Here is an 18,867-nt window from a genome sequence, read left to right on the forward strand (position 1 = left end):
GGTCTTTCTGAAGCACCGTGGCGTCCTTGTTGGGGCGGCTGCGCCACCCGGCGCGGGGCAAGCCCGCTCACTACAAGAGCTTGGTCGTGGCGGTCAGGCCAGGTGCTCTGGCTTGATCGGATCGCCGGACTTCACATCTAACTGATGCCGTACATCCTCGAACATCAAGTCGTATTGCTTGTGCATCGAGCCATTGAGTACGGCGATCTTCGGCATCCCGTACTTTTGCGCAATGTTCATCGCATGGCGCGCAAAGTCGAAAGCCTGGTCCTTGGGCAGGTAGAACTCTTCCTTGAGTTCCTTGCCCTGCACCGAACCGTGCAGCTTGAACAGCATTCCTTTGCCTTCCTTTGGATCCTGGCTGACTTCATAGTCGATGCACAGGTTGTAGCTGTAGTCATCCTTGTTGAGTGCGTGACGTTCAACGTGCAAGTGACCGGGTTCAAAGGTAGCCATAGGCGTCTCTCCTCTACTTCACAGATAGGTGATGCCAGGTTTTGCCGTGCTGATGCGTGTACCGGCGTGGCCCTGGACAATGGCTTCGATGTCCGAGAGTGAACCGATGACCGCGGTTTTGCCAGTTCGGCGGGCGAACTCGCAGGCCGCCTGGACCTTGGGGCCCATGGAGCCGGCGGCGAAGCCGAGTTTTTCGATGTCGTCCGGATGGGCCTGGGCGATCGCTTTCTGGGTCGGCTTGCCGTAGTCGATAAAGGCGGCGTTGACGTCGGTGGCGATCACCAGCAAATCGGCGTCCAGTTGCGAGGCCAGCAGCGAGGAACACAGGTCTTTGTCGATCACTGCCTCAATGCCGCGCAGCTTGCCGTCTTCGCCGTACATCGTCGGGATACCGCCGCCGCCGGCGCAGATCACGATGCTGCTTTTTTCCAGCAGCCATTTGATCGGGCGGATTTCGAAGATACGTTTGGGGCGTGGGCTGGCGACCACACGACGATACTTGTCGCCGTCCGGAGCAATGGCCCAGCCTTTTTCGGCCGCCAGTTTTTCGGCTTCGGCCTTGGAGTACACCGGGCCGATGGGTTTGCTCGGGTTCTGGAAGGCCGGGTCCTTGGCGTCGACTTCCACCTGGGTGAGCAGGGTGGCGAACGGCACTTCGAAGTCCAGCAGGTTGCCCAGTTCCTGTTCGATGATGTAGCCGATCATGCCTTCGGTCTCGGCACCCAACACGTCCAGCGGGTACGGCGAAACCTGGGTGTAGGCCGCCGCCTGCAACGACAGCAGGCCGACCTGCGGGCCATTGCCGTGGGCAATCACCAGCTCGTTGCCGGGGTGGATCTTGGCGATCTGTTCGGTGGCGATTCGGATATTGGCGCGTTGATTGTCCGCTGTCATGGGTTCGCCACGGCGGAGCAGGGCGTTACCGCCCAGTGCAACGACGATACGCATACAAAAGTCCCTCTGTAATTCTGCGTTGTGAACACAGTGTGGGAGGGGGCTTGCTCCCGATAGCGGTGTGTCATTCAGCAAATTTGTTAACTGACCCACCGCCATCGGGAGCAAGCCCCCTCCTACAGTTTTATCCGTGTTCCTTCAATGGTTTACAAATCAGCCAGGGTCGAGACCAGGATCGCCTTGATCGTGTGCATGCGGTTCTCCGCCTGTTCGAAGGCGATGCAGGCTGGCGATTCGAACACGTCATCGGTCACTTCAATGCCGTTGGCCAGGTGCGGGTATTGCTCGGCGATCTGCTTGCCGATCTTGGTATCGCTGTTATGGAACGCCGGCAGGCAGTGCATGAACTTGGTGCGCGGGTTGCCGGTGGCTTTCATCAATTCGCTGTTGACCTGGTACGGCAGCAATTGCTCGATACGCTCTGCCCAGGCTTCCACGGGCTCGCCCATGGATACCCATACGTCGGTGTGGATGAAGTCCACACCTTTGACCGCAGCTTTCGGGTCATCGGTGAGGGTGATGCGTGCGCCGCTTTCTTGCGCGTATTGCTTGCAGCGGCCCACCAGGTCGTCGTGAGGCCACAAAGCCTTGGGCGCGCAGATGCGTACGTCCATACCCAGCTTGGCGCCCACCAGCAACAGCGAATTGCCCATGTTGTTGCGTGCGTCACCCAGGTAGGCGTAGCTGATCTCGTGGATGGGCTTGTCAGCGTGTTCACGCATGGTCAGCACGTCAGCGATCATCTGGGTGGGGTGGTATTCATCGGTCAGGCCGTTGAACACCGGCACGCCGGCGAACTTGGCCAGCTCCTCGACGATTTCCTGCTTGAAACCGCGGTATTCAATGGCGTCGTACATGCGCCCGAGCACGCGGGCGGTGTCCTTCATGCTCTCTTTGTGGCCGATCTGCGAGGAATTCGGGTCGATGTAGGTGACATTGGCGCCCTGGTCATAGGCTGCCACTTCGAAAGCGCAGCGGGTGCGTGTCGAGGTTTTTTCGAAGATCAGCGCAATGTTGTTGCCCTTCAAGTGCTGCTGTTCGGTGCCGGTGTACTTGGCGCGCTTGAGGTCGCGGGACAGGTCCAGCAGGTAGCGCAGCTCGCGCGGGGTGTGGTGTTCCAGGCTGAGCAGGTTACGGTTGTGGATGTTGAACGCCATGATGATTCTCCTTGGATTCGGTAATCGGCCCGGTCGGCTTCGGGTGGACGCCGCCGGGAAGATGGTCGTTTAGTAGTCGATAGGGTCGCGGATGATCGGGCAGGTCATGCAGTGGCCGCCGCCACGGCCACGGCCCAGTTCGCCGGCGCTGATGGTGATGACTTCCACACCGGCCTTGCGCAGCAGGGTGTTGGTGGAGGTGTTGCGGTCGTAGCCGATCACGACGCCCGGCTCCAGGGCGACGACGTTGTTGCCGTCGTCCCACTGCTCGCGTTCGGCGGCGAAGCTGTTGCCACCGGTTTCCACCACGCGCAGGGCCTTGAGGCCAAGGGCGGCGGCGACGGTGTCGAGGAAGTTGGTTTTCTCCCGATGGATATCGATACCGTGGGGCTTGCTCTCGTCAGGGCGCAGGGTGAAGGGCACGATCTGGTTGACCACTTCGGGGAAGATGGTGACCAGGTCGCGGTCGCAGAAGCTGAACACGGTGTCCAGGTGCATCGCCGCACGGGATTTCGGCAGGCCGGCAACGATCACTTTCTCCACCGCCTTGTTCTTGAACAGGTTGCGCGCCAGTTGGCCAATCGCCTGGTGGGACGAACGCTCGCCCATGCCGATCAACACCACGCCGTTGCCGATAGGCATCACGTCGCCACCTTCCAGGGTGGAGGCACCGTGTTCCTGGTCGGGGTCGCCGTACCAGATCTGGAAGTCCGCGTTGGTGAATTCAGGGTGGAATTTGTAGATGGCGGTGGTCAGCAGCGTCTCTTGGCGTCGCGCCGGCCAGTACATGGGGTTCAGCGTCACACCGCCGTAGATCCAGCAGGTGGTGTCGCGGGTGAACTGAGTGTTGGGCAGCGGCGGCAGGATGAAGCTCGAATGCCCGAGGAAGTCGCGGAACATCTCGAGGGTCCTGCCACCGAAGCTGCTCGGCAGGTCATCGGCCGACACGCCGCCAATCAGGAATTCGCTGATCTTGCGCGGCTCAAGGCTGCGCAGCCACGAGCCGACTTCATCGACCAGGCCCAGGCCCACGGTATTGGCGGTGATCTTGCGTTCCAGGATCCAATCCAGGGCTTCAGGGATCGCGACGATATCGGTGAGCAGGTTGTGCATTTCCAGCACATCAACGTCGCGCTCGCGCATTTTGGTGACGAAATCAAAATGGTCGCGCTTGGCCTGGGCGACCCACAGTACGTCATCGAACAGCAGTTCATCGCAGTTGTTGGGGGTCAGCCGCTGGTGGGCCAAGCCTGGGGAGCACACCATGACTTTGCGCAGTTTGCCGGCTTCGGAATGTACGCCGTACTTCACTTTTTCGGTGGTCATTACAGATCCTCCAGTAGAAACACTTCTTTTGGATAAAGCGCTATAGGGTCAGGAAGCCGTCGTAGAGGCCGTAGGCAGCCAGCAGGGCGCCTATGACCACAGCGGCGAAAATCAGCTTCTCGACGTTGGTGAAAATCGGTTTGCCCAGTTCATGCTTGGCCTTGGCGAACAGGATCGCGCCGGGGGCGTAGAGCAGGGCGGAGAGCAACAGATATTTGGTGCCGCCGGCGTAGAGCAGCCAGATCGCGTAGATCAGGGCGATGGCGCCGATGCACAGGTCTTTCCTGCGTTCGCGCAGGGCGTTTTCGTAGGTCTCGCCGCGTACCGCCAGCAACAGGGCGTAGGCCGCCGACCACAGGTAAGGCACCAGGATCATCGAGGTGGCGAGGTAGATCAGCGACAGGTAGGTGCTGGCGGAAAACAGCGTGATCACCAGGAACAGCTGCACCATCGCGTTGGTCAACCACAGCGCGTTGACCGGCACGTGGTTGGCGTTTTCGCGGCGCAAAAACTCCGGCATGGTGTGGTCCTTGGCCGCGGCGAACATGATCTCCGCACACAGCAGCACCCACGACAGCAATGCTCCCAGCAGCGAGATGATCAAACCGACGCTGATCAGTATCGCGCCCCAGTGGCCCACCACATTTTCCAGCACGGCGGCCATCGACGGGTTCTGCAGCTTGGCCAGTTCCGGCTGGGTCATGATCCCCAGGGACAGCACGTTCACCAGCATCAAGAACAGCAGCACGGTGATAAAGCCGATCACGGTGGCCTTGCCCACGTCACTGCGCTTTTGCGCACGGGACGAGAAGATGCTCGCGCCTTCGATGCCGATGAACACCCACACGGTGACCAGCATCATGTTGCGCACCTGGTTCGCCACGCTGCCCAGGTCGGGGTTTTTCACGCCCCAGATGTCAGCGGTGAAGATCTCCAGCTTGAACGCGAACAGGGCGATCAACACGAACAGCAGCAGCGGCACCACCTTGGCGACGGTAGTCACCAGGTTGATGAACGCCGCTTCCTTGATGCCACGCAGCACCAGGAAATGCACGGCCCACAGCAGCACCGAGGCGCCGATCACGGCCGCCGGCGTGTTGCCCTCGCCGAAGATCGGGAAGAAGTAACCGAGGGTACTGAACAGCAAGACGAAGTAGCCGACGTTGCCCAGCCAGGCGCTGATCCAATAGCCCCACGCCGATGAGAAGCCCATGTAGTCGCCGAACCCGGCTTTGGCGTAGGCATACACCCCGCCGTCGAGGTCGGGCTTGCGATTGGCCAGGGTCTGAAACACAAATGCGAGGGTCAGCATGCCGATGGCGGTGATGAACCAGCCAATCAATACGGCGCCGACGTCGGCGCTGGCGGCCATGTTTTGCGGCAAAGAAAAGATCCCGCCGCCAATCATCGAACCCACGACAAGTGCAACCAGTGCACCCAGCCTAAGTTTTCCGGGAGTTTCAGACATTGCATGACTCCAATGCAGGAGAAGAGAGACCACAGAATAATTCTGTGCGCTAATCAAACAGCTGACTCAGATCACTTCATTGGCACATTCCATTGTGAATTAATGACTTAGGATGGCGATTCGCGGGCGATGAAAATCCTCGGAGAAACGCTTTATAGAGCGCTCTCTTCTTTGTGCTTAATCAGTGGGCAGCGGTATGGATGTTTTAAACTAGTCTGTATTCTCGATTGTGCAAACTTTTGACAGAAAGATGGCGATAGGCCATAGATTGCAGTATTTAAATTCTAAATAAACCCGAATCGGATTAATTGAAATGCCGCTACGTTATGAATAAGTAAGTTTTATCGCGGTTTCTAATAAACGTTGCGCTCGCCGAGTCAATGAGCGAAGTGCACAGTTTTCAGCTCAAGTTGTTGTTCATCAGGAGTGTTCATGTCCCAATCGCCGCAGAAACTGCGACTCAGTGCCCTGATTGCCTTGGTGGTGGGATCGATGATTGGCGGCGGGATCTTTTCTCTGCCGCAAAACATGGCTGCCCGCGCCGAGGTGGGTGCCGTATTGATTGGTTGGGCCATCACCGCCGTCGGCATGCTGACCCTCGCGTTCGTGTTCCAGACCCTGGCCAATCGCAAGCCCGAGCTGGATTCCGGGGTGTATGCCTATGCCAAGGCCGGGTTTGGCGACTACATGGGCTTTTCCTCTGCATGGGGCTACTGGATCAGTGCCTGGATGGGCAACGTCGGCTACTTCGTCTTGCTGTTCAGCACCCTCGGCTACTTTTTTCCGGTGTTCGGCCAGGGGAATACGCCGGTCGCCATCGGCTGTGCGTCGCTGTTGCTGTGGGCGGTGCATTTTCTGGTACTGCGCGGGATCAAGGAGGCGGCGTTCATCAACCAGATCACTACCGTGGCGAAGATCGTGCCGCTGCTGATGTTTATCGTGATCGCCGCCGTGGCGTTCAAGGCGGATATCTTCACCCGGGATATCTGGGGCCTGGGCAACCCGAAGATCGGCAGCGTGGTCGACCAGGTGCGCCACATGATGCTGGTCACCGTGTTTGTGTTTATCGGCATCGAGGGGGCCAGCGTGTATTCGGCGCGGGCCGAGAAACGCGTGGATGTGGGGCGCGCCACGGTGATCGGCTTTCTTGGCGTGCTGGCGCTGTTGGTGCTGGTGAATGTGTTGTCCCTGGGCATCATGAGCCGGCCGGAGTTGGCGCAATTGCAAAACCCGTCCCTGGCCGGCGTGCTGGAACATATCGTTGGCCCGTGGGGCGCGATGCTGATCAGCCTCGGCCTGGCGGTGTCATTGCTGGGAGCCTTGCTCTCGTGGGCGTTGCTCTGCGCCGAGATCCTCTACTCCACGGCGCAGGACAAGACCATGCCGGCCTTCCTGAAAAAGGAAAACGCCAACCAGGTGCCGGTCAACGCCTTGTGGCTGACCAACGTGATGATCCAGGCTTTTCTGGTGGTGACGCTGTTTTCCCAAAGCACCTACACCACCCTGATCTACCTCGCGTCTTCGATGATTCTGGTGCCCTATCTCTGGTCGGCGGCCTATGCCGTGTTGCTGAGTGGGCGCGGCGAAACCTATGAAGGCGCCCTGCGCCGACGCCGGCAGGATTTATTGGTCGGGCTGATTGCCCTCGGTTATGCCCTCTGGCTGCTCTACGCCGCGGGCCTGAAATACCTGTTGTTGTCAGCACTGCTTTACGCACCGGGGGTGATTCTGTTCGCCCAGGCCAAGCGCGAACAGGGCCGCCCCTTGTTCACGCTGATGGAAAAAGGCATTTTCAGCGGCGTGATCGCCGGCGCAGGGTTGGCGGCGTATGGCTTGTACAGCGGGGTGTTGTCGTTGTGAGACTGGTGTATCAGCCGCCCTATGATTGGGCGGCGATGGTGGATTTTCTGACGATGCGTGCAATTACCGGCCTGGAAACCCTGGTCGACGGCGTGTATCGGCGCAGCATCAGTGTGAATGGGCGGTTGGGTTGGATCTGTGTGGCGCCGGGGTCGGGCGATTGGCTCGAGGTTGAGGTGGCGTTTCCCGACGCGCAGGCCCTGCCCGAGATCGAGCGACGCTTGAGGGCGATGTTTGATCTGGATGCCCAGCCCGAGTTGATCGGCGCGCAATTGGCTGCCGATCCGCTGATGGCCGCATTGGTCGCCGCTCGCCCGGGGCTTCGGGTTCCAGGCACTTGGGATGGGCTGGAGCTGGCGATTCGCGCGGTGCTGGGGCAGCAGATCACAGTGGTTGCGGCTATCCGCCTGGCAGGCAAGTTGGTGGCGCACTATGGGCAGCCGCTGCAAACACCGCACCCGGGCATCACCCATGCGTTCCCCACGGCCCAGGTCCTCGCCGCAGCGGACCTGGCGAGCCTGGGCATGCCCAAGGCGCGGGGACGGACCTTGTCGGGAGTGGCCCAGGCGTGGCTGGATGATCCGCATGTATTCGAGCCCAAGGCCACTCTCAAGGAGGGCGTGGCGCGGCTGGTGGCCTTGCCGGGCATCGGCGACTGGACCGCGCAGTACATCGCCATGCGTCAGATGCGCGAGCCGGATGCGTTTGCCTCCGGCGATATCGGCTTGATCAATGCGTTGGCAGCGTTAGAGGGCAGGCCGGTTTCGGCGCGACAATTGTTGGCCCGCGCCGAGGCATGGCGGCCTTTGAGGGCCTATGCGGCGCAGCATTTGTGGACGTCGCTGAACCGGGGGGATTGATTGTGGCAGTACTGGCCTCATCGGGAGCAAGCCCCCTCCCACACTTGATTTGCAATGCAGTCGAGTGTGGGAGGGGGCTTGCTCCCGATAGCAGTCTTAAGGTCACCACTGCGGTCGATGTGAACCCAGTTCCCCAGCCGGCAACTCCCACTGCAATGGCGTCCCGCTGATGCTCAACGGCGCCAGCAACCGGTGCGCCGGGCCCCAGGCCGTCGGTTCCACCACCAAGCCTTGATCATCCGGCCCTTCAGCGCGTAGCGCCGGTTGCGCGGGCACTTGCCCGGCGTCCACCAGCAACTTCGCCGTGCGTGCCAATGACAACCGCGCCGAACCGCCACGCCCGGTTTTCAAGCGCTCACTCAAGGCTTGAATCGCACCGGCCGCCAGCAGATACCCGGTAGCATGATCCAGCGCCTGTACCGGTAGCGGCACCGGTTTGTCCGCCTGTTGCCAGGCCATGCCGGCTTCGGCAATCCCGCTGCTCATCTGCACCAGGCTGTCGAAACCCCGCCGATTGCGCCACGGCCCGCTCCAGCCGTAAGCGTTGAGACTCGCGTCGATCAGGCCGGGGGCGAGTCGTTGCAGTTCCTCGGCGTTGTAGCCCAGGTGCTCCAGGGCGTCGGCGCGATAGCCGTGGAACAGGATGTCCGCGTCTTTGAGCAGCGTCTCGAAGATCTGCCGGCCTTCGGCGCTTTTCAGGTCCAGACGGGCGCAGCGTTTGCCCAGGGTCATCTCCGGCACCACGCCGGGTTCGTTCCAGCTGGGTGAATCGATACGCAGCACATCGGCGCCGAGGCCAGCCAGGAAGCGGCTGGCCACGGGGCCGGCCAAAACCCGGGTGAGGTCCAGCACCTTGATCCCCGCCAGTGGGCGCGCGACGGAGCCGAGCCAGGGTTGTTCAGTCACCGTGTCGAAGGTACGTCGCTGTACCAACGCCTCGGCATTCACCGCCAACCCTTGGGGATGGGTTTGCCAGGCCTGCCAGCTACGCATCTGCGCGGCGCAACCGCCCGCATCGACGATCGCCTGCTCCAGGTCTGCGGCGTTCCAGGTTGCCACTTTGCCGGCCATGTCGGTTCGGTCGGTGACTTTGCCCAGTATGCTTTCGGCGGCCGCGCGGTGATGGGGTGCGTTGGTGTGTAAACGAATCCAGCCATCGGCACTGGCATAGTCACCGGCTACCGGGTCCCACAGCGGCGGTACCTGCCAGCCAACCGGGCGAATCGACGACGAGAACCAGAAGGACGCCAGACGCTGGTCCACCGTGACCGCAGGCAAGCGCCCGGTCTGTTGCTGGACCAGTTGCGCGACGGCCTGGCCGGCGGCGCCGATGCTGGCAACGGCCAGTTCGGTGACGGCGAAGGTCGAGGGCAGGGCACCGGCCGAGGTTCTGGCCAGTGGGGTCGGGGGTAAATCGAGTGCGGCTTGGATGGGTGTCAGCAAGTCAATCATCAAAGGCCCTCCGTAAGAGAAGGGCCACTATAGAAGATCATCACACCGGCGTGACAACCCCAGGTTGCAACGGCAGGTCGATACTGGCGATAAAACCGCCGTCGGGATGGTTGCTCAGGAGCAGGCTGCCGCCATGGCGTTCGGCGGCGCGGCGCGCAATGGCCAGGCCAAGACCGTGGCCCTGGGCGATCTGGCCGGGGGCGCGGTAAAACGGTTCGCCCAGCTGGCTCAGGTGCTCGGCTTCGACGCCGGGGCCATGGTCACGCACGCTGATCAGAATGCGCTCACCCTGGCGTTGGGCTTGCAACTCGATAGGCTGCCCCGGTGGGTTGAAGCGTTGGGCATTGCGCAACAGGTTATCCACCGCCCGTTCGATCATGGTCGGCCAGCCTTTGAGGTGCAGGTCGGCGTCGGCGTTCAGCGCGACTACCTGCTCCGGTGCACCGAGCTGGGCGTCCTTTTGCAGGGTTTTGAGTAGCGGGACCAGGTCCATTTCTTCGGCACTCGCGTTGTCGGCATCGACGCGGGCAAGCACCAGGATTTCGCTGATCAGCGCTTCCAGGCGGTCGCATTCGCGGGTCAGGCGCGGCCACAGGCGCTCGCGCTCTTCGGGGCTGGCGCGTTCGGCCAGGGCCAGGGCGATGCGCAGGCGGGCCAACGGTGAACGCAGTTCGTGGGACACATCGCGCAGCAACTGGCGTTGGCTGCCGATCAGGCTTTGCAGGCGTGCGCCCATGCGGTTGAAGTCGTTGGCCAGTACGCCGAACTCATCGCGACGGTTGGCCAGTTTCGCCAGGCTGTTCTGCTGGTAGGTGGTCTGGCCAAGATCGTGCACAGCCCCGCGCAGACGGCTGAGCGGGCGGGTGATGGACAACGTCACCAGCAGGCTGAACAGGGTCAGCACCACCAGGGCAATCGCCAAGGCGCTCAGCGGCCACATCAGGCTGCCCCGATGCCAGGCGTCCAGTTCCGGGTGGGGGATGCGGTAGATCAGCAGGTAAGTGTCACCGGTTTTTTCGCTGGTGTACTCGGCGGTCAGGCGCCGCCACGGCAGGTGGCCGTCCTTGCTGTCGTTCTGTTTGGCTTCGAAAGCGGCGGCGCGGCGCGGGAAGGTGCCGCGCACCACCGGATCGCCGCTTTCGTTCAGCACCTGCACGTCGATGTGGTACTGGCGTTTGCGCTGCTGCAGCAAGTCCTGCGCGGCGTCCTCGCCCTGGGCTTCATAGAGCTGGGTCCATTCCTGCGCCAGATTGCGCAGGCCGGGGTGGCGGCTGAGAATCCAGGCATCTTGATTAAGCATGTGCCCAAGCAGGATCGATAACCCGGCAACCAAGGCGATGGCCAGCCAGAAACTTGCCAGGATCCGCCAGAACAATGAGCGCACAGGAAACCCTCAAACAGGAAAAGCCCAGCGGGTGCGCCGCTGGGCTGGGGGAAGTAAAGCTAGAGCATTATTGCGCTTTTTGCGGCTGTTGGGCTTTCCAGGCTTGGAATTCCTTCCATTCGGCACGGCGCTCGGCTTGTTTCTTGACGATCTCGTCGAATTTCTTCTGCTGATCGGGTTTCAGCACGGCGCGGATGTCGGCCTGGGTTTTCAGCTTGCCCGCCTCGATTTCATCCTGCATGGCTTTCTGGTCGGCGGCCGGGAGTTTGTCCAGGTACTTTTTGACCAGGTCTTTGCGAGCGTGCCATTGCTCACCCATCAACTTACCGATTTGCTGGCGTTGTTCCTTGCTCAGGTCCAGCTCGCGGAATGGGCCGCCTCTGCCGCGTGGACCGTGTTCACCGCCGTGGCCCGGGCCACCCATCATGTGACCTTCAGGGCCGCCCATCGGGCCTGGGCCTTCCGGCATGGCGGCCATGGCAACGGTCGGCAGGGCAGCGGCGAACATCAGAGCGATAAGGGTCTTGCGCATGGTGATTCTCCTGTCTCTATTCCGGTGAGTCCGGATGTGGGTAGATTAAGGAGATCAAGGTCAGCGGCGGTCAGCTGAGGGTAAAGCTTGGGTAAAGAGGTTTCGAAGCTGGCCTTACACAGGCCGTTCCCGCACGGGAACGATCTGTAGTCAGAGGCTGTAGTAGTAACCGCGGCTACGCAATGCCACGATCCGTGGCCGACCGTCCGGGTGCGGGCCGATCTTCTTGCGCAGGTTGCTGACGTGCATGTCCAGGCTGCGGTCGTAGAGCGTCAGCTTGCGCCCCAGTGCGATCTGCGCCAGTTCCTGCTTGTCCAGCGGTTCGCCGGGCTGGCGCAGCAAGGCTTCCAGCAGACGGCTTTCGGAGACGGTGAGAGAGAATTCCTGTTCATCGATGCTGACCACGCCGCGCACCGGGCTGAAGCACAGGTCACCCAGTTCCATCTGCGTGGATACGGCCGCAGGGTGGCTGCGGCGCAGCACGGCGCGCAGGCGGGCGGTGAGTTCCCGAGGGTCGCAGGGTTTAGCCAGGTAATCGTCGGCGCCCAGTTCCAGGCCGAGGATACGGTCCAGCGGTTCGCCACGGGCCGAAAGCATCAGTACCGGTAGCTCCGGATGGTCGGTGCGCAATTGCTTGAGCAATTCCAGGCCGCTGCCGTCGGGCAGCATCACGTCAAGCACCACCGCCGCCGGGGCGGCGTCGGCCAAGGCTTTGCGGGCGCTCAAGCCATCGTGGCAGGCGCGTACGTGAAAGCCTTCCTGGCTCAGCCAACTGCTCAGCAGCTCACAGAGCTCCTGGTCATCATCTATCAGTAACAGCTCGCTCATGACTTACTCAATTTAGCCATTGTCGACGGCGACGGTGCCCACCGCTGGCGAAGATCCCGCACAGCAAGGCGATCAGCGCGACGGCCGCACCCGTGACGAACCACTGTTGTTGTTCGGTCAGCCAGCGCGTCAAGGCGCCACCCTGTGTTTCTTTGAGTTGCTGGGCCAGGCGTTGGTTCTCCTGGCGCAAGCGATTCAGTTGGGCGCTTTCGCGTGCGGCATCCGCGCTTTGCAGTTGTTTGCTCAGTTCTTCCCGTTGTCGTTCGCTTTCTTGCAAACGTTGCTGCAACTCGGTGATCTGGCTGCCGGCACTCAAGGACAGGGGCGTGGAACTGCCGGTGCTCGAGGTTTCTTCAGCGTGGGCCGTAGCCCCGATCGTTAACACTGCCAACAGACACAACTGACGTAAGCGCATCGGAACTCCTGATTCCACACGAATATTCAGAACGTTGTCGGCAGGTTACCGGGAATAATGAGCCATTAGGAGTACGCCGAACCGATTAGGTTCGACGCTCCTTGCATTACGGCAGGACTTGCTTGAACGGCTTGATCAGCACATCGGCGTAGACGCCGGCCGCGACATACGGATCGGCCTTCGCCCACGCCTGGGCATCGGCCAGGGACGCAAACTCGGCGACGATCAGGCTGCCAATGAAGCCGGCCGCGCCCGGGTCGTTGCTGTCGACCGCAGGGTGCGGGCCTGCCAGCACCAGGCGGCCTTCGGCTTGCAGCACATGCAGGCGCTCCAGGTGGGCTGGGCGCACACTCAGGCGTTTTTCCAGGGAGTTGGCGACGTCGGTGGCAATGATTGCGTAGAGCATGTCAGTCCTCGGTTTTCGGCGTGGTAGGGTCGGTGTCATGCAGGTGACGGGACAGGTAGATACCCTGGCCGACCAGGAACAGCACGGTCATGGCCAGGCTGCCGAACACCTTGAAGTCCACCCAATAGTCCTGGAAGGTAAAGGCTACGAACAGGTTGGCGGCGCCGCAGAACAGGAAAAACACGATCCAGGCCACGTTCAGGCGTGTCCAGACCGGCTCCGGCAGGGTCAGTGCATGGCCCATGATCCGCTTGATCAACAGGCGGTCGCCGACGAAGTGGCTGCCGATGAACGCCAGGGCGAACAGCCAGTTCACCGCCGGGGCTTTCCACTTGAGGAAGGTTTCGCTGTGGAAGGCCAGGGTCAGGCTGCCGAAGACCAGGCAGGCGACCAGGGTCAGCCATTGGCTTTTTTCCAGTTTGCGCTGGGAAATGAAGATCGCGCCGTAGACCACGACGGAGCTGATGATCAGCACGGCAGTGGCGCTGTAGATGCCTCCGACGGTCAGCTCGTGGCCCGCTAGATCGATGACCCTGGGGTCGAGTTTGTAAACGATGAAAAACAGCAACAGCGGGATGAAGTCGATGAATTGTTTCACAGTAAGAGCCAGAAGCTGGATGTGGCGGCATAATAACAAACATCCTTGGTAGCGAAAGCGCCAGCTGACTTGAGGTTACACAGTCCCGTGAATGTTGATTTGCACTGCCACAGCACAGCCTCCGACGGCGCCCTGGCGCCCGCGGCACTGGTTGCGCGAGCGTTTGAAAAAGGCGTGCGAGTCTTGTCATTGACCGACCATGACACCCTCGAGGGGCTGGATGAAGCCCGCGCAGCCGCCCATGCCCTGGGCATGCAACTGGTCAACGGTGTGGAGTTGTCCTGCACCTGGGGCGGCGCCACTATTCATGTGCTGGGCTACGGTTTCGACCAGGCAGCCCCGCCATTGGTGAAGGCCATCGCCCAATTGCACGATGGCCGCTGGCTGCGGTCCGAAGAAATAAGCCGCAAACTCAGCCTCAAAGGCATGCCCAATGCCCTCGACGGTGCCCGCGCCATCCAGCAGGAGCTGGGTGACAGCGGCAACGCGCCGGCCCGGCCGCATTTTGCCGACTGGATGGTGCGTGAAGGGTTTGTCAAAGACCGTGCCGAGGCCTTCCGCAAATGGCTGGGCGCCGGCAAGCTGGGCGATGTGAAGCTGCATTGGCCGACCCTGGAAGACACCGTCGAGACATTGCGCGCCTCCGGTGCCTGGGTCAGCCTGGCGCACCCCTGGCATTACGATTTCACCCGCAGCAAGCGCCGCAAGCTGATTGGCGACTATATTGGAGCGGGTGGCCACGCAATCGAAGTGGTCAATGGGCATCAGCCCGCCGAACAAGTCGGCAGCCTGGCGATCCTTGCCCGCGAATTTGGTCTGCTGGTCAGCGCCGGCAGTGATTTTCATGGCCCAGGCGGCTGGTCCGAGATCGGCGAGTATCGCCAAGTCCCGGAAGACCTGCCGCTCCTGTGGGGGCGATTCAAGCATGACCCCATTACTGCCACCGTCTGAACAGGTAGAACACGTGAGCCAATTCTTCCAGATTCATCCGGAAAACCCGCAAGCGCGCCTGATAAAACAGGCCGTGGAGATCATTCGCGCCGGCGGTGTGGTGATCTACCCCACGGACTCGTCCTACGCCATCGGTTGCCAGATCGGTGATAAAAGTGCGGTCGAGCGGGTCAGACGCCTGCGGGATCTGGACAAGAACCATAACTTTGCACTGATCTGCAGCGACCTGTCCCAACTGGGGCTATTCGCCAAGGTCGACACCGGCACTTTCCGCCTGCTTAAAGCACACACGCCGGGGCCCTACACCTTTATCCTCAACGCCACCCGCGAAGTGCCGCGCCTCTTGCTGCACCCGAAAAAACGCACCATCGGCCTGCGGGTGCCGGAGCATCCGATTGCCCTGGCGCTGTTGGCTGAGCTGGGCGAGCCATTGATGAGTGTGTCGCTGATCCTGCCGGGTGAAGAAGAGCCCTTGTATGACCCCTACGAGATGCGCCGTTTGCTGGAAAAACATGTCGACCTGATCATCGACGGCGGCTACGGCGGCAACAAGGCCTCCACCGTGATCAACCTGGCCGACGGCGAGCCCGAAGTGGTCCGCGTGGGCTGTGGCGACCCGGCGCCGTTCATGGTCGAGGCCTGAATGTCGGTCGTGGAAACCGTTGACCCCCAGGCGGGCGCCCAGCAGGAACTGCCGTTCGCCATGGTGTATGGCCAGGCGGTCATGGAAATGCCGCTGGACCTGTACATCCCGCCGGACGCCCTGGAAGTCTTTCTTGAAGCTTTCGAAGGCCCGCTCGACTTGCTGCTGTACCTGATCCGCAAGCAGAACATCAACATCCTCGATATTCCGGTGGCGGAAATCACCCGCCAATACATGGGCTATGTCGAGCTGATGCAGTCGGTGCGCCTGGAACTGGCCGCCGAATACCTGGTGATGGCGGCCATGCTCGCCGAGATCAAGTCGCGCATGCTGTTGCCGCGCTCGGAGACGGTGGAGGCCGAAGAGGACGACCCGCGTGCCGAGCTGATCCGCCGTCTGCAAGAGTACGAACGCTTCAAGGCCGCCGCCGAAGGCATTGATGGCTTGAGCCGGGTCGGTCGTGATGTGGTGGTCCCCAAGCTGGATGCCCCGCAGGCACGGGCGCGCAAGCTGTTGCCGGACGTGAGTCTGGAAGAGCTATTGATGTCCATGGCCGAGGTCCTGCGCCGTGGCGACATGTTTGAAAGCCATCAGGTCAGTCGCGAGGCGCTGTCGACGCGCGAACGCATGAGCGATGTGCTTGAACGTCTGAAAGGCGGTGGTTTTGTGCCCTTTGTCGAACTGTTCACCGCTGAAGAAGGGCGCCTGGGAGTCGTGGTGACCTTTATGGCGATCCTCGAACTGGTCAAGGAATCGTTGGTCGAGCTGGTCCAGAATGAGCCTTTTGCGGCTATCCACGTGCGGGCGCGAGCCGAATAAAGAGCTGAATCGATGAATCTGACTGAACCCCGCGAACTGGCGCCGTTGCTGGAAGCTTTTCTCCTGGCCTCGGGCAAGCCGCAATCCCTGGAGCGCCTGTTCGAACTGTTTGAAGAAGCCGAGCGCCCCGAGCCGCCAGTGTTCAAGAAGGCGCTGGAGATTCTGCGCAAGTCCTGCGAGGGTCGTGCCTTTGAGCTGCTGGAAGTGGCTTCGGGTTATCGCCTGCAGATCCGTGAGAAATTTTCCCCATGGGTCGGCCGCTTGTGGGAGGAACGCCCGCAGCGGTATTCGCGGGCTATGCTGGAGACCATGGCGCTGATCGCCTATCGCCAGCCGATCACGCGGGGCGAGATCGAGGATGTGCGGGGCGTGGCGGTCAACAGCCATATCGTCAAGACGTTGCTTGAGCGCGAGTGGATTCGCATCGTCGGTTACCGGGACGTACCCGGTAAGCCGGCGATGTTCGCGACCACCAAGATGTTTCTCGACCACTTCAACCTGAAAAATCTCGACGACTTGCCGCCCTTGGCCGAACTGCGCGAGATGGAGGCCGAGCCGGTGCTCGACTTCGACGATGCCCCGGTTCCCCCCGGCCTGCAGGAGTTGGCGGACGCCACGGCCGAGCCGGAAGAGCCGAAGGACGAAACCAGTTTCCATACGTTGTTGCTGGAACTGGACGACATGGAACAGGGCATCAAGACGGACTTCGACGATTTGCTGCGCGAGGATACTGTGCAGGCGCAACCCCAGGAACAGGTTGAGCCAGAGCTAGAACCAGAACCAGAACCAGAGCCAGAGCCAGAGTCAGAGGAAGACATCCTCGGCGTTGCCCAGGCCCGGGAAAAGCTCCTGGCCGCCGTCGCTGCCCTCGAACAACCGCCGCTGAGCGACGAAGAGGACGAAGCCCGAGCCCTGGCCGAAGCCATCGAGGCCGAGCGACGCCAGTTCGAAGACTGACTCAAGGACCTTATGTGAGAGGGGCTTGCTCCCGATAGCGGTGGCTCAGTCAAGGAGATTGAGACTGACACATCGCAATCGGGAGCAAGCCCCCTCCCACAATCCTCACCGGTCGGCGGAAAAGTGAATGACTTGGCGCTAATCGACTACTCTCTGATGCGCAACACGCGCCATGCGCGTATGATTCGCGACCCTTTGCCGACCTATTCGGCCAAAGCCCCGCTTTCAACACTCTTCAGGCCACGCCTGAATCGACCCACCGGGAGGTGCTTAAGATGAACGACAAAGACCAGAACGACAGCCAGGAAATCGGCCCAGCAGGCGAAAAACTGCAAAAGGTGCTGGCGCGTATCGGCGTGGGCTCGCGCCGCGACGTCGAAGCCTGGATCACCCAGAAGCGCATCAAGGTCAACGGCGTCGAGGCCACTCTCGGTCAGCGCGTCGACCTGCACGATGCAATCACCATTGATGGCAAGGTCATCAAGCGTGAAGAGGCCGCCGAGTCGGTGCGCCGCGTGATCATGTACAACAAGCCCGATGGCGAGATCTGCACCCGTGACGACCCGGAAGGCCGTCCGACCGTGTTCGACAAGATGCCCAAGCCGAAGGAAGGCCGTTGGATCAACATCGGTCGCCTGGACATCAACACCACCGGTTTGCTGATGTTCACCACCGACGGTGAGCTGGCCAACCGCCTGATGCACCCGTCCTACGAGATGGATCGTGAATACGCGGTGCGTGTACGCGGTGAAGTCGATGACGAGATGATCGAACGTCTCAAGGCGGGCGTGGTGCTGGAAGACGGTCCGGCCAAGTTCACCGACATCAAGCAGGCGCCAGGTGGCGAAGGTTTCAACCACTGGTACCACTGCGTGGTGATGGAAGGTCGTAACCGTGAAGTGCGTCGCCTGTGGGAATCCCAGGGCCTGGTGGTCAGCCGCCTGAAGCGCGTGCGTTTCGGCCCGGTGTTCTTGAACTCCGACCTGCCGATGGGGCGCTGGCGCGAAATGAGCCAGTACGAAGTCGACATCCTCAGTGCCGAAGTCGGCCTGACGCCAGTCGCGATGCCACAGATGAACGCCAAGAGCAAAGACAAGCTCGAGCGCATGCAGCGTAAATCGTCGCGCCCTGTGGCCCGTACCGAACGCGTGGCCCGGACCTTGCGCCCGGCACTCAATGCGCCGGCAACCGGTGGTCGTATTTCCCGTGAGCCGCACATCGAAGGCGAGCGTCGCCCAACCGCGCCATCGCGTCAGGAAGGTGAACGTGCACCACGCGCGCCGCGTCCGGCTCCGGCCGGTGGTCGCAGCAACCGTGGTGAAGCGGATCGCCCCGCCGACAGCGCCAACACCAAGCGTCCGTCCAAGCCGGCGGCGAACAAGCGCCCCGGCCCTAAACTGGTTGCCGATGAGCCGTCGGGCAAGCGCCGTGGCGCACCGGCCGGTTCGGGTCAGCGCCCGGGTTTTGGTCGCAAGAAGCCGCAGTAAGGTAAGTGCTGCACAAAAACGCCAACCCTAGGGGTTGGCGTTTTTTTTGCCTTGGAATCAGGTCAAAAAGTGTGGGAGGGGGGCTTGCTCCCGATAGCGGTGTACCAGGCACCATCTTCATAAGCAGACCCACTGCCATCGGGAGCAAGCCCCCTCCCACAATTGATCTCTGTGGAGGTTGAAGTCAGTGTTCAGAAGGCAAAAGCGCCGTCCAATCCAAGTGATGGCTGTTTTTTTGCCTTGGAATCAGGTCAAAAAGTGTGGGAGGGGGCTCCCGATAGCGGTGTGCCAGCCACCACCCCCATAAACTGACC

The 18,867-nt window shown here is 61.4% G+C and carries 19 protein-coding genes; 7 read left to right on the forward strand and 12 right to left on the reverse strand.

The window, feature by feature from the left end:
• Positions 1-93: 93 nt before the first annotated feature.
• The 5 genes from ACQRBT_RS13615 to arcD (ACQRBT_RS13635) form a co-directional block, all read right to left on the reverse strand.
• On the reverse strand, positions 94-456 hold the full coding sequence (locus ACQRBT_RS13615; protein WP_060754169.1) for a DUF5064 family protein: 363 nt from the start codon (positions 454-456) through the stop codon (positions 94-96).
• Between the two features lie 18 nt (positions 457-474).
• Positions 475-1,404: a carbamate kinase gene (arcC, locus tag ACQRBT_RS13620; RefSeq protein WP_060754168.1), complete on the reverse strand. Its 930-nt coding sequence runs from the start codon at positions 1,402-1,404 to the stop codon at positions 475-477.
• Positions 1,405-1,556: 152 nt separating this feature from the next.
• Positions 1,557-2,567 carry an ornithine carbamoyltransferase gene (locus ACQRBT_RS13625; protein WP_412047411.1) on the reverse strand — a complete coding sequence of 337 codons (1,011 nt, stop codon included), beginning with the start codon at positions 2,565-2,567 and terminating at the stop codon, positions 1,557-1,559.
• Between the two features lie 69 nt (positions 2,568-2,636).
• Positions 2,637-3,893 carry an arginine deiminase gene (gene arcA / locus ACQRBT_RS13630; protein ID WP_060754166.1) on the reverse strand — a complete coding sequence of 419 codons (1,257 nt, stop codon included), beginning with the start codon at positions 3,891-3,893 and terminating at the stop codon, positions 2,637-2,639.
• Positions 3,894-3,933: 40 nt separating this feature from the next.
• Positions 3,934-5,361 (reverse strand): arginine-ornithine antiporter, encoded by a 1,428-nt coding sequence (gene arcD / locus ACQRBT_RS13635; RefSeq protein ID WP_412047410.1) that lies wholly within the window; start codon positions 5,359-5,361, stop codon positions 3,934-3,936.
• A gap of 432 nt (positions 5,362-5,793) precedes the next feature.
• Between arcD (ACQRBT_RS13635) and arcD (ACQRBT_RS13640) the strand changes: the two genes are divergently transcribed.
• A complete protein-coding gene (gene arcD, locus ACQRBT_RS13640; protein ID WP_412047409.1) occupies positions 5,794-7,221 on the forward strand; it encodes an arginine-ornithine antiporter in 1,428 nt (475 codons plus the stop codon).
• Entirely contained in the window at positions 7,218-8,081 is an 864-nt protein-coding gene (locus ACQRBT_RS13645; protein WP_412047408.1) for a DNA-3-methyladenine glycosylase family protein, read from the forward strand. Before arcD (ACQRBT_RS13640) ends, ACQRBT_RS13645 begins: the two co-directional genes overlap by 4 nt.
• Positions 8,082-8,183: 102 nt before the next feature.
• On the opposite strand, the gene ACQRBT_RS13650 is transcribed toward ACQRBT_RS13645, so the two are convergent.
• From ACQRBT_RS13650 to ACQRBT_RS13680, 7 genes are all read right to left on the reverse strand, one after another.
• Positions 8,184-9,533, reverse strand: coding sequence for a CoA transferase (locus ACQRBT_RS13650; protein ID WP_411984777.1), 1,350 nt, complete (start codon positions 9,531-9,533; stop codon positions 8,184-8,186).
• 40 nt (positions 9,534-9,573) lie between these two features.
• Complete coding sequence (locus ACQRBT_RS13655) at positions 9,574-10,917, reverse strand: sensor histidine kinase (RefSeq protein ID WP_412047407.1); 1,344 nt, start codon at positions 10,915-10,917, stop codon at positions 9,574-9,576.
• Positions 10,918-10,984: 67 nt separating this feature from the next.
• Positions 10,985-11,449, reverse strand: a complete 465-nt coding sequence (locus tag ACQRBT_RS13660) for an LTXXQ domain protein (RefSeq protein ID WP_090368908.1) — start codon at positions 11,447-11,449, stop codon at positions 10,985-10,987.
• A 150-nt stretch (positions 11,450-11,599) separates the two neighbouring features.
• Positions 11,600-12,277 (reverse strand): response regulator transcription factor, encoded by a 678-nt coding sequence (locus ACQRBT_RS13665; RefSeq protein ID WP_090368910.1) that lies wholly within the window; start codon positions 12,275-12,277, stop codon positions 11,600-11,602.
• A 7-nt stretch (positions 12,278-12,284) separates the two neighbouring features.
• The gene (locus ACQRBT_RS13670; protein WP_060754158.1) at positions 12,285-12,692 is read right to left on the reverse strand and encodes a hypothetical protein; all 408 of its coding nucleotides are present in this window, start codon (positions 12,690-12,692) and stop codon (positions 12,285-12,287) included.
• Between the two features lie 106 nt (positions 12,693-12,798).
• Positions 12,799-13,098 carry a YciI family protein gene (locus ACQRBT_RS13675; RefSeq protein WP_090368912.1) on the reverse strand — a complete coding sequence of 100 codons (300 nt, stop codon included), beginning with the start codon at positions 13,096-13,098 and terminating at the stop codon, positions 12,799-12,801.
• A gap of 1 nt (position 13,099) precedes the next feature.
• Positions 13,100-13,696 carry a septation protein A gene (locus tag ACQRBT_RS13680; protein WP_060754156.1) on the reverse strand — a complete coding sequence of 199 codons (597 nt, stop codon included), beginning with the start codon at positions 13,694-13,696 and terminating at the stop codon, positions 13,100-13,102.
• Positions 13,697-13,783: 87 nt separating this feature from the next.
• On the opposite strand from ACQRBT_RS13680, the gene ACQRBT_RS13685 reads away from it, so the two are divergent.
• The 5 genes from ACQRBT_RS13685 (at position 13,784) to rluB (ending at position 18,553) form a co-directional block, all read left to right on the forward strand.
• Entirely contained in the window at positions 13,784-14,647 is an 864-nt protein-coding gene (locus ACQRBT_RS13685) for a PHP domain-containing protein (RefSeq protein ID WP_060754155.1), read from the forward strand.
• A 13-nt stretch (positions 14,648-14,660) separates the two neighbouring features.
• Positions 14,661-15,290, forward strand: a complete 630-nt coding sequence (locus ACQRBT_RS13690; protein ID WP_060754154.1) for an L-threonylcarbamoyladenylate synthase — start codon at positions 14,661-14,663, stop codon at positions 15,288-15,290.
• 120 nt (positions 15,291-15,410) lie between these two features.
• Positions 15,411-16,109: a segregation and condensation protein A gene (locus ACQRBT_RS13695; protein ID WP_174554055.1), complete on the forward strand. Its 699-nt coding sequence runs from the start codon at positions 15,411-15,413 to the stop codon at positions 16,107-16,109.
• Positions 16,110-16,121: 12 nt separating this feature from the next.
• On the forward strand, positions 16,122-17,066 hold the full coding sequence (scpB, locus tag ACQRBT_RS13700) for an SMC-Scp complex subunit ScpB (RefSeq protein ID WP_161549369.1): 945 nt from the start codon (positions 16,122-16,124) through the stop codon (positions 17,064-17,066).
• A 275-nt stretch (positions 17,067-17,341) separates the two neighbouring features.
• A complete protein-coding gene (rluB, locus tag ACQRBT_RS13705) occupies positions 17,342-18,553 on the forward strand; it encodes a 23S rRNA pseudouridine(2605) synthase RluB (protein WP_060754151.1) in 1,212 nt (403 codons plus the stop codon).
• The last annotated feature ends 314 nt before the right edge of the window (positions 18,554-18,867 follow it).

Origin of the sequence: Pseudomonas sp. R19M (assembly GCF_050312585.1) — a bacterium.
GTDB classification, from domain to species: Bacteria; Pseudomonadota; Gammaproteobacteria; order Pseudomonadales; family Pseudomonadaceae; genus Aquipseudomonas; species Aquipseudomonas palleroniana.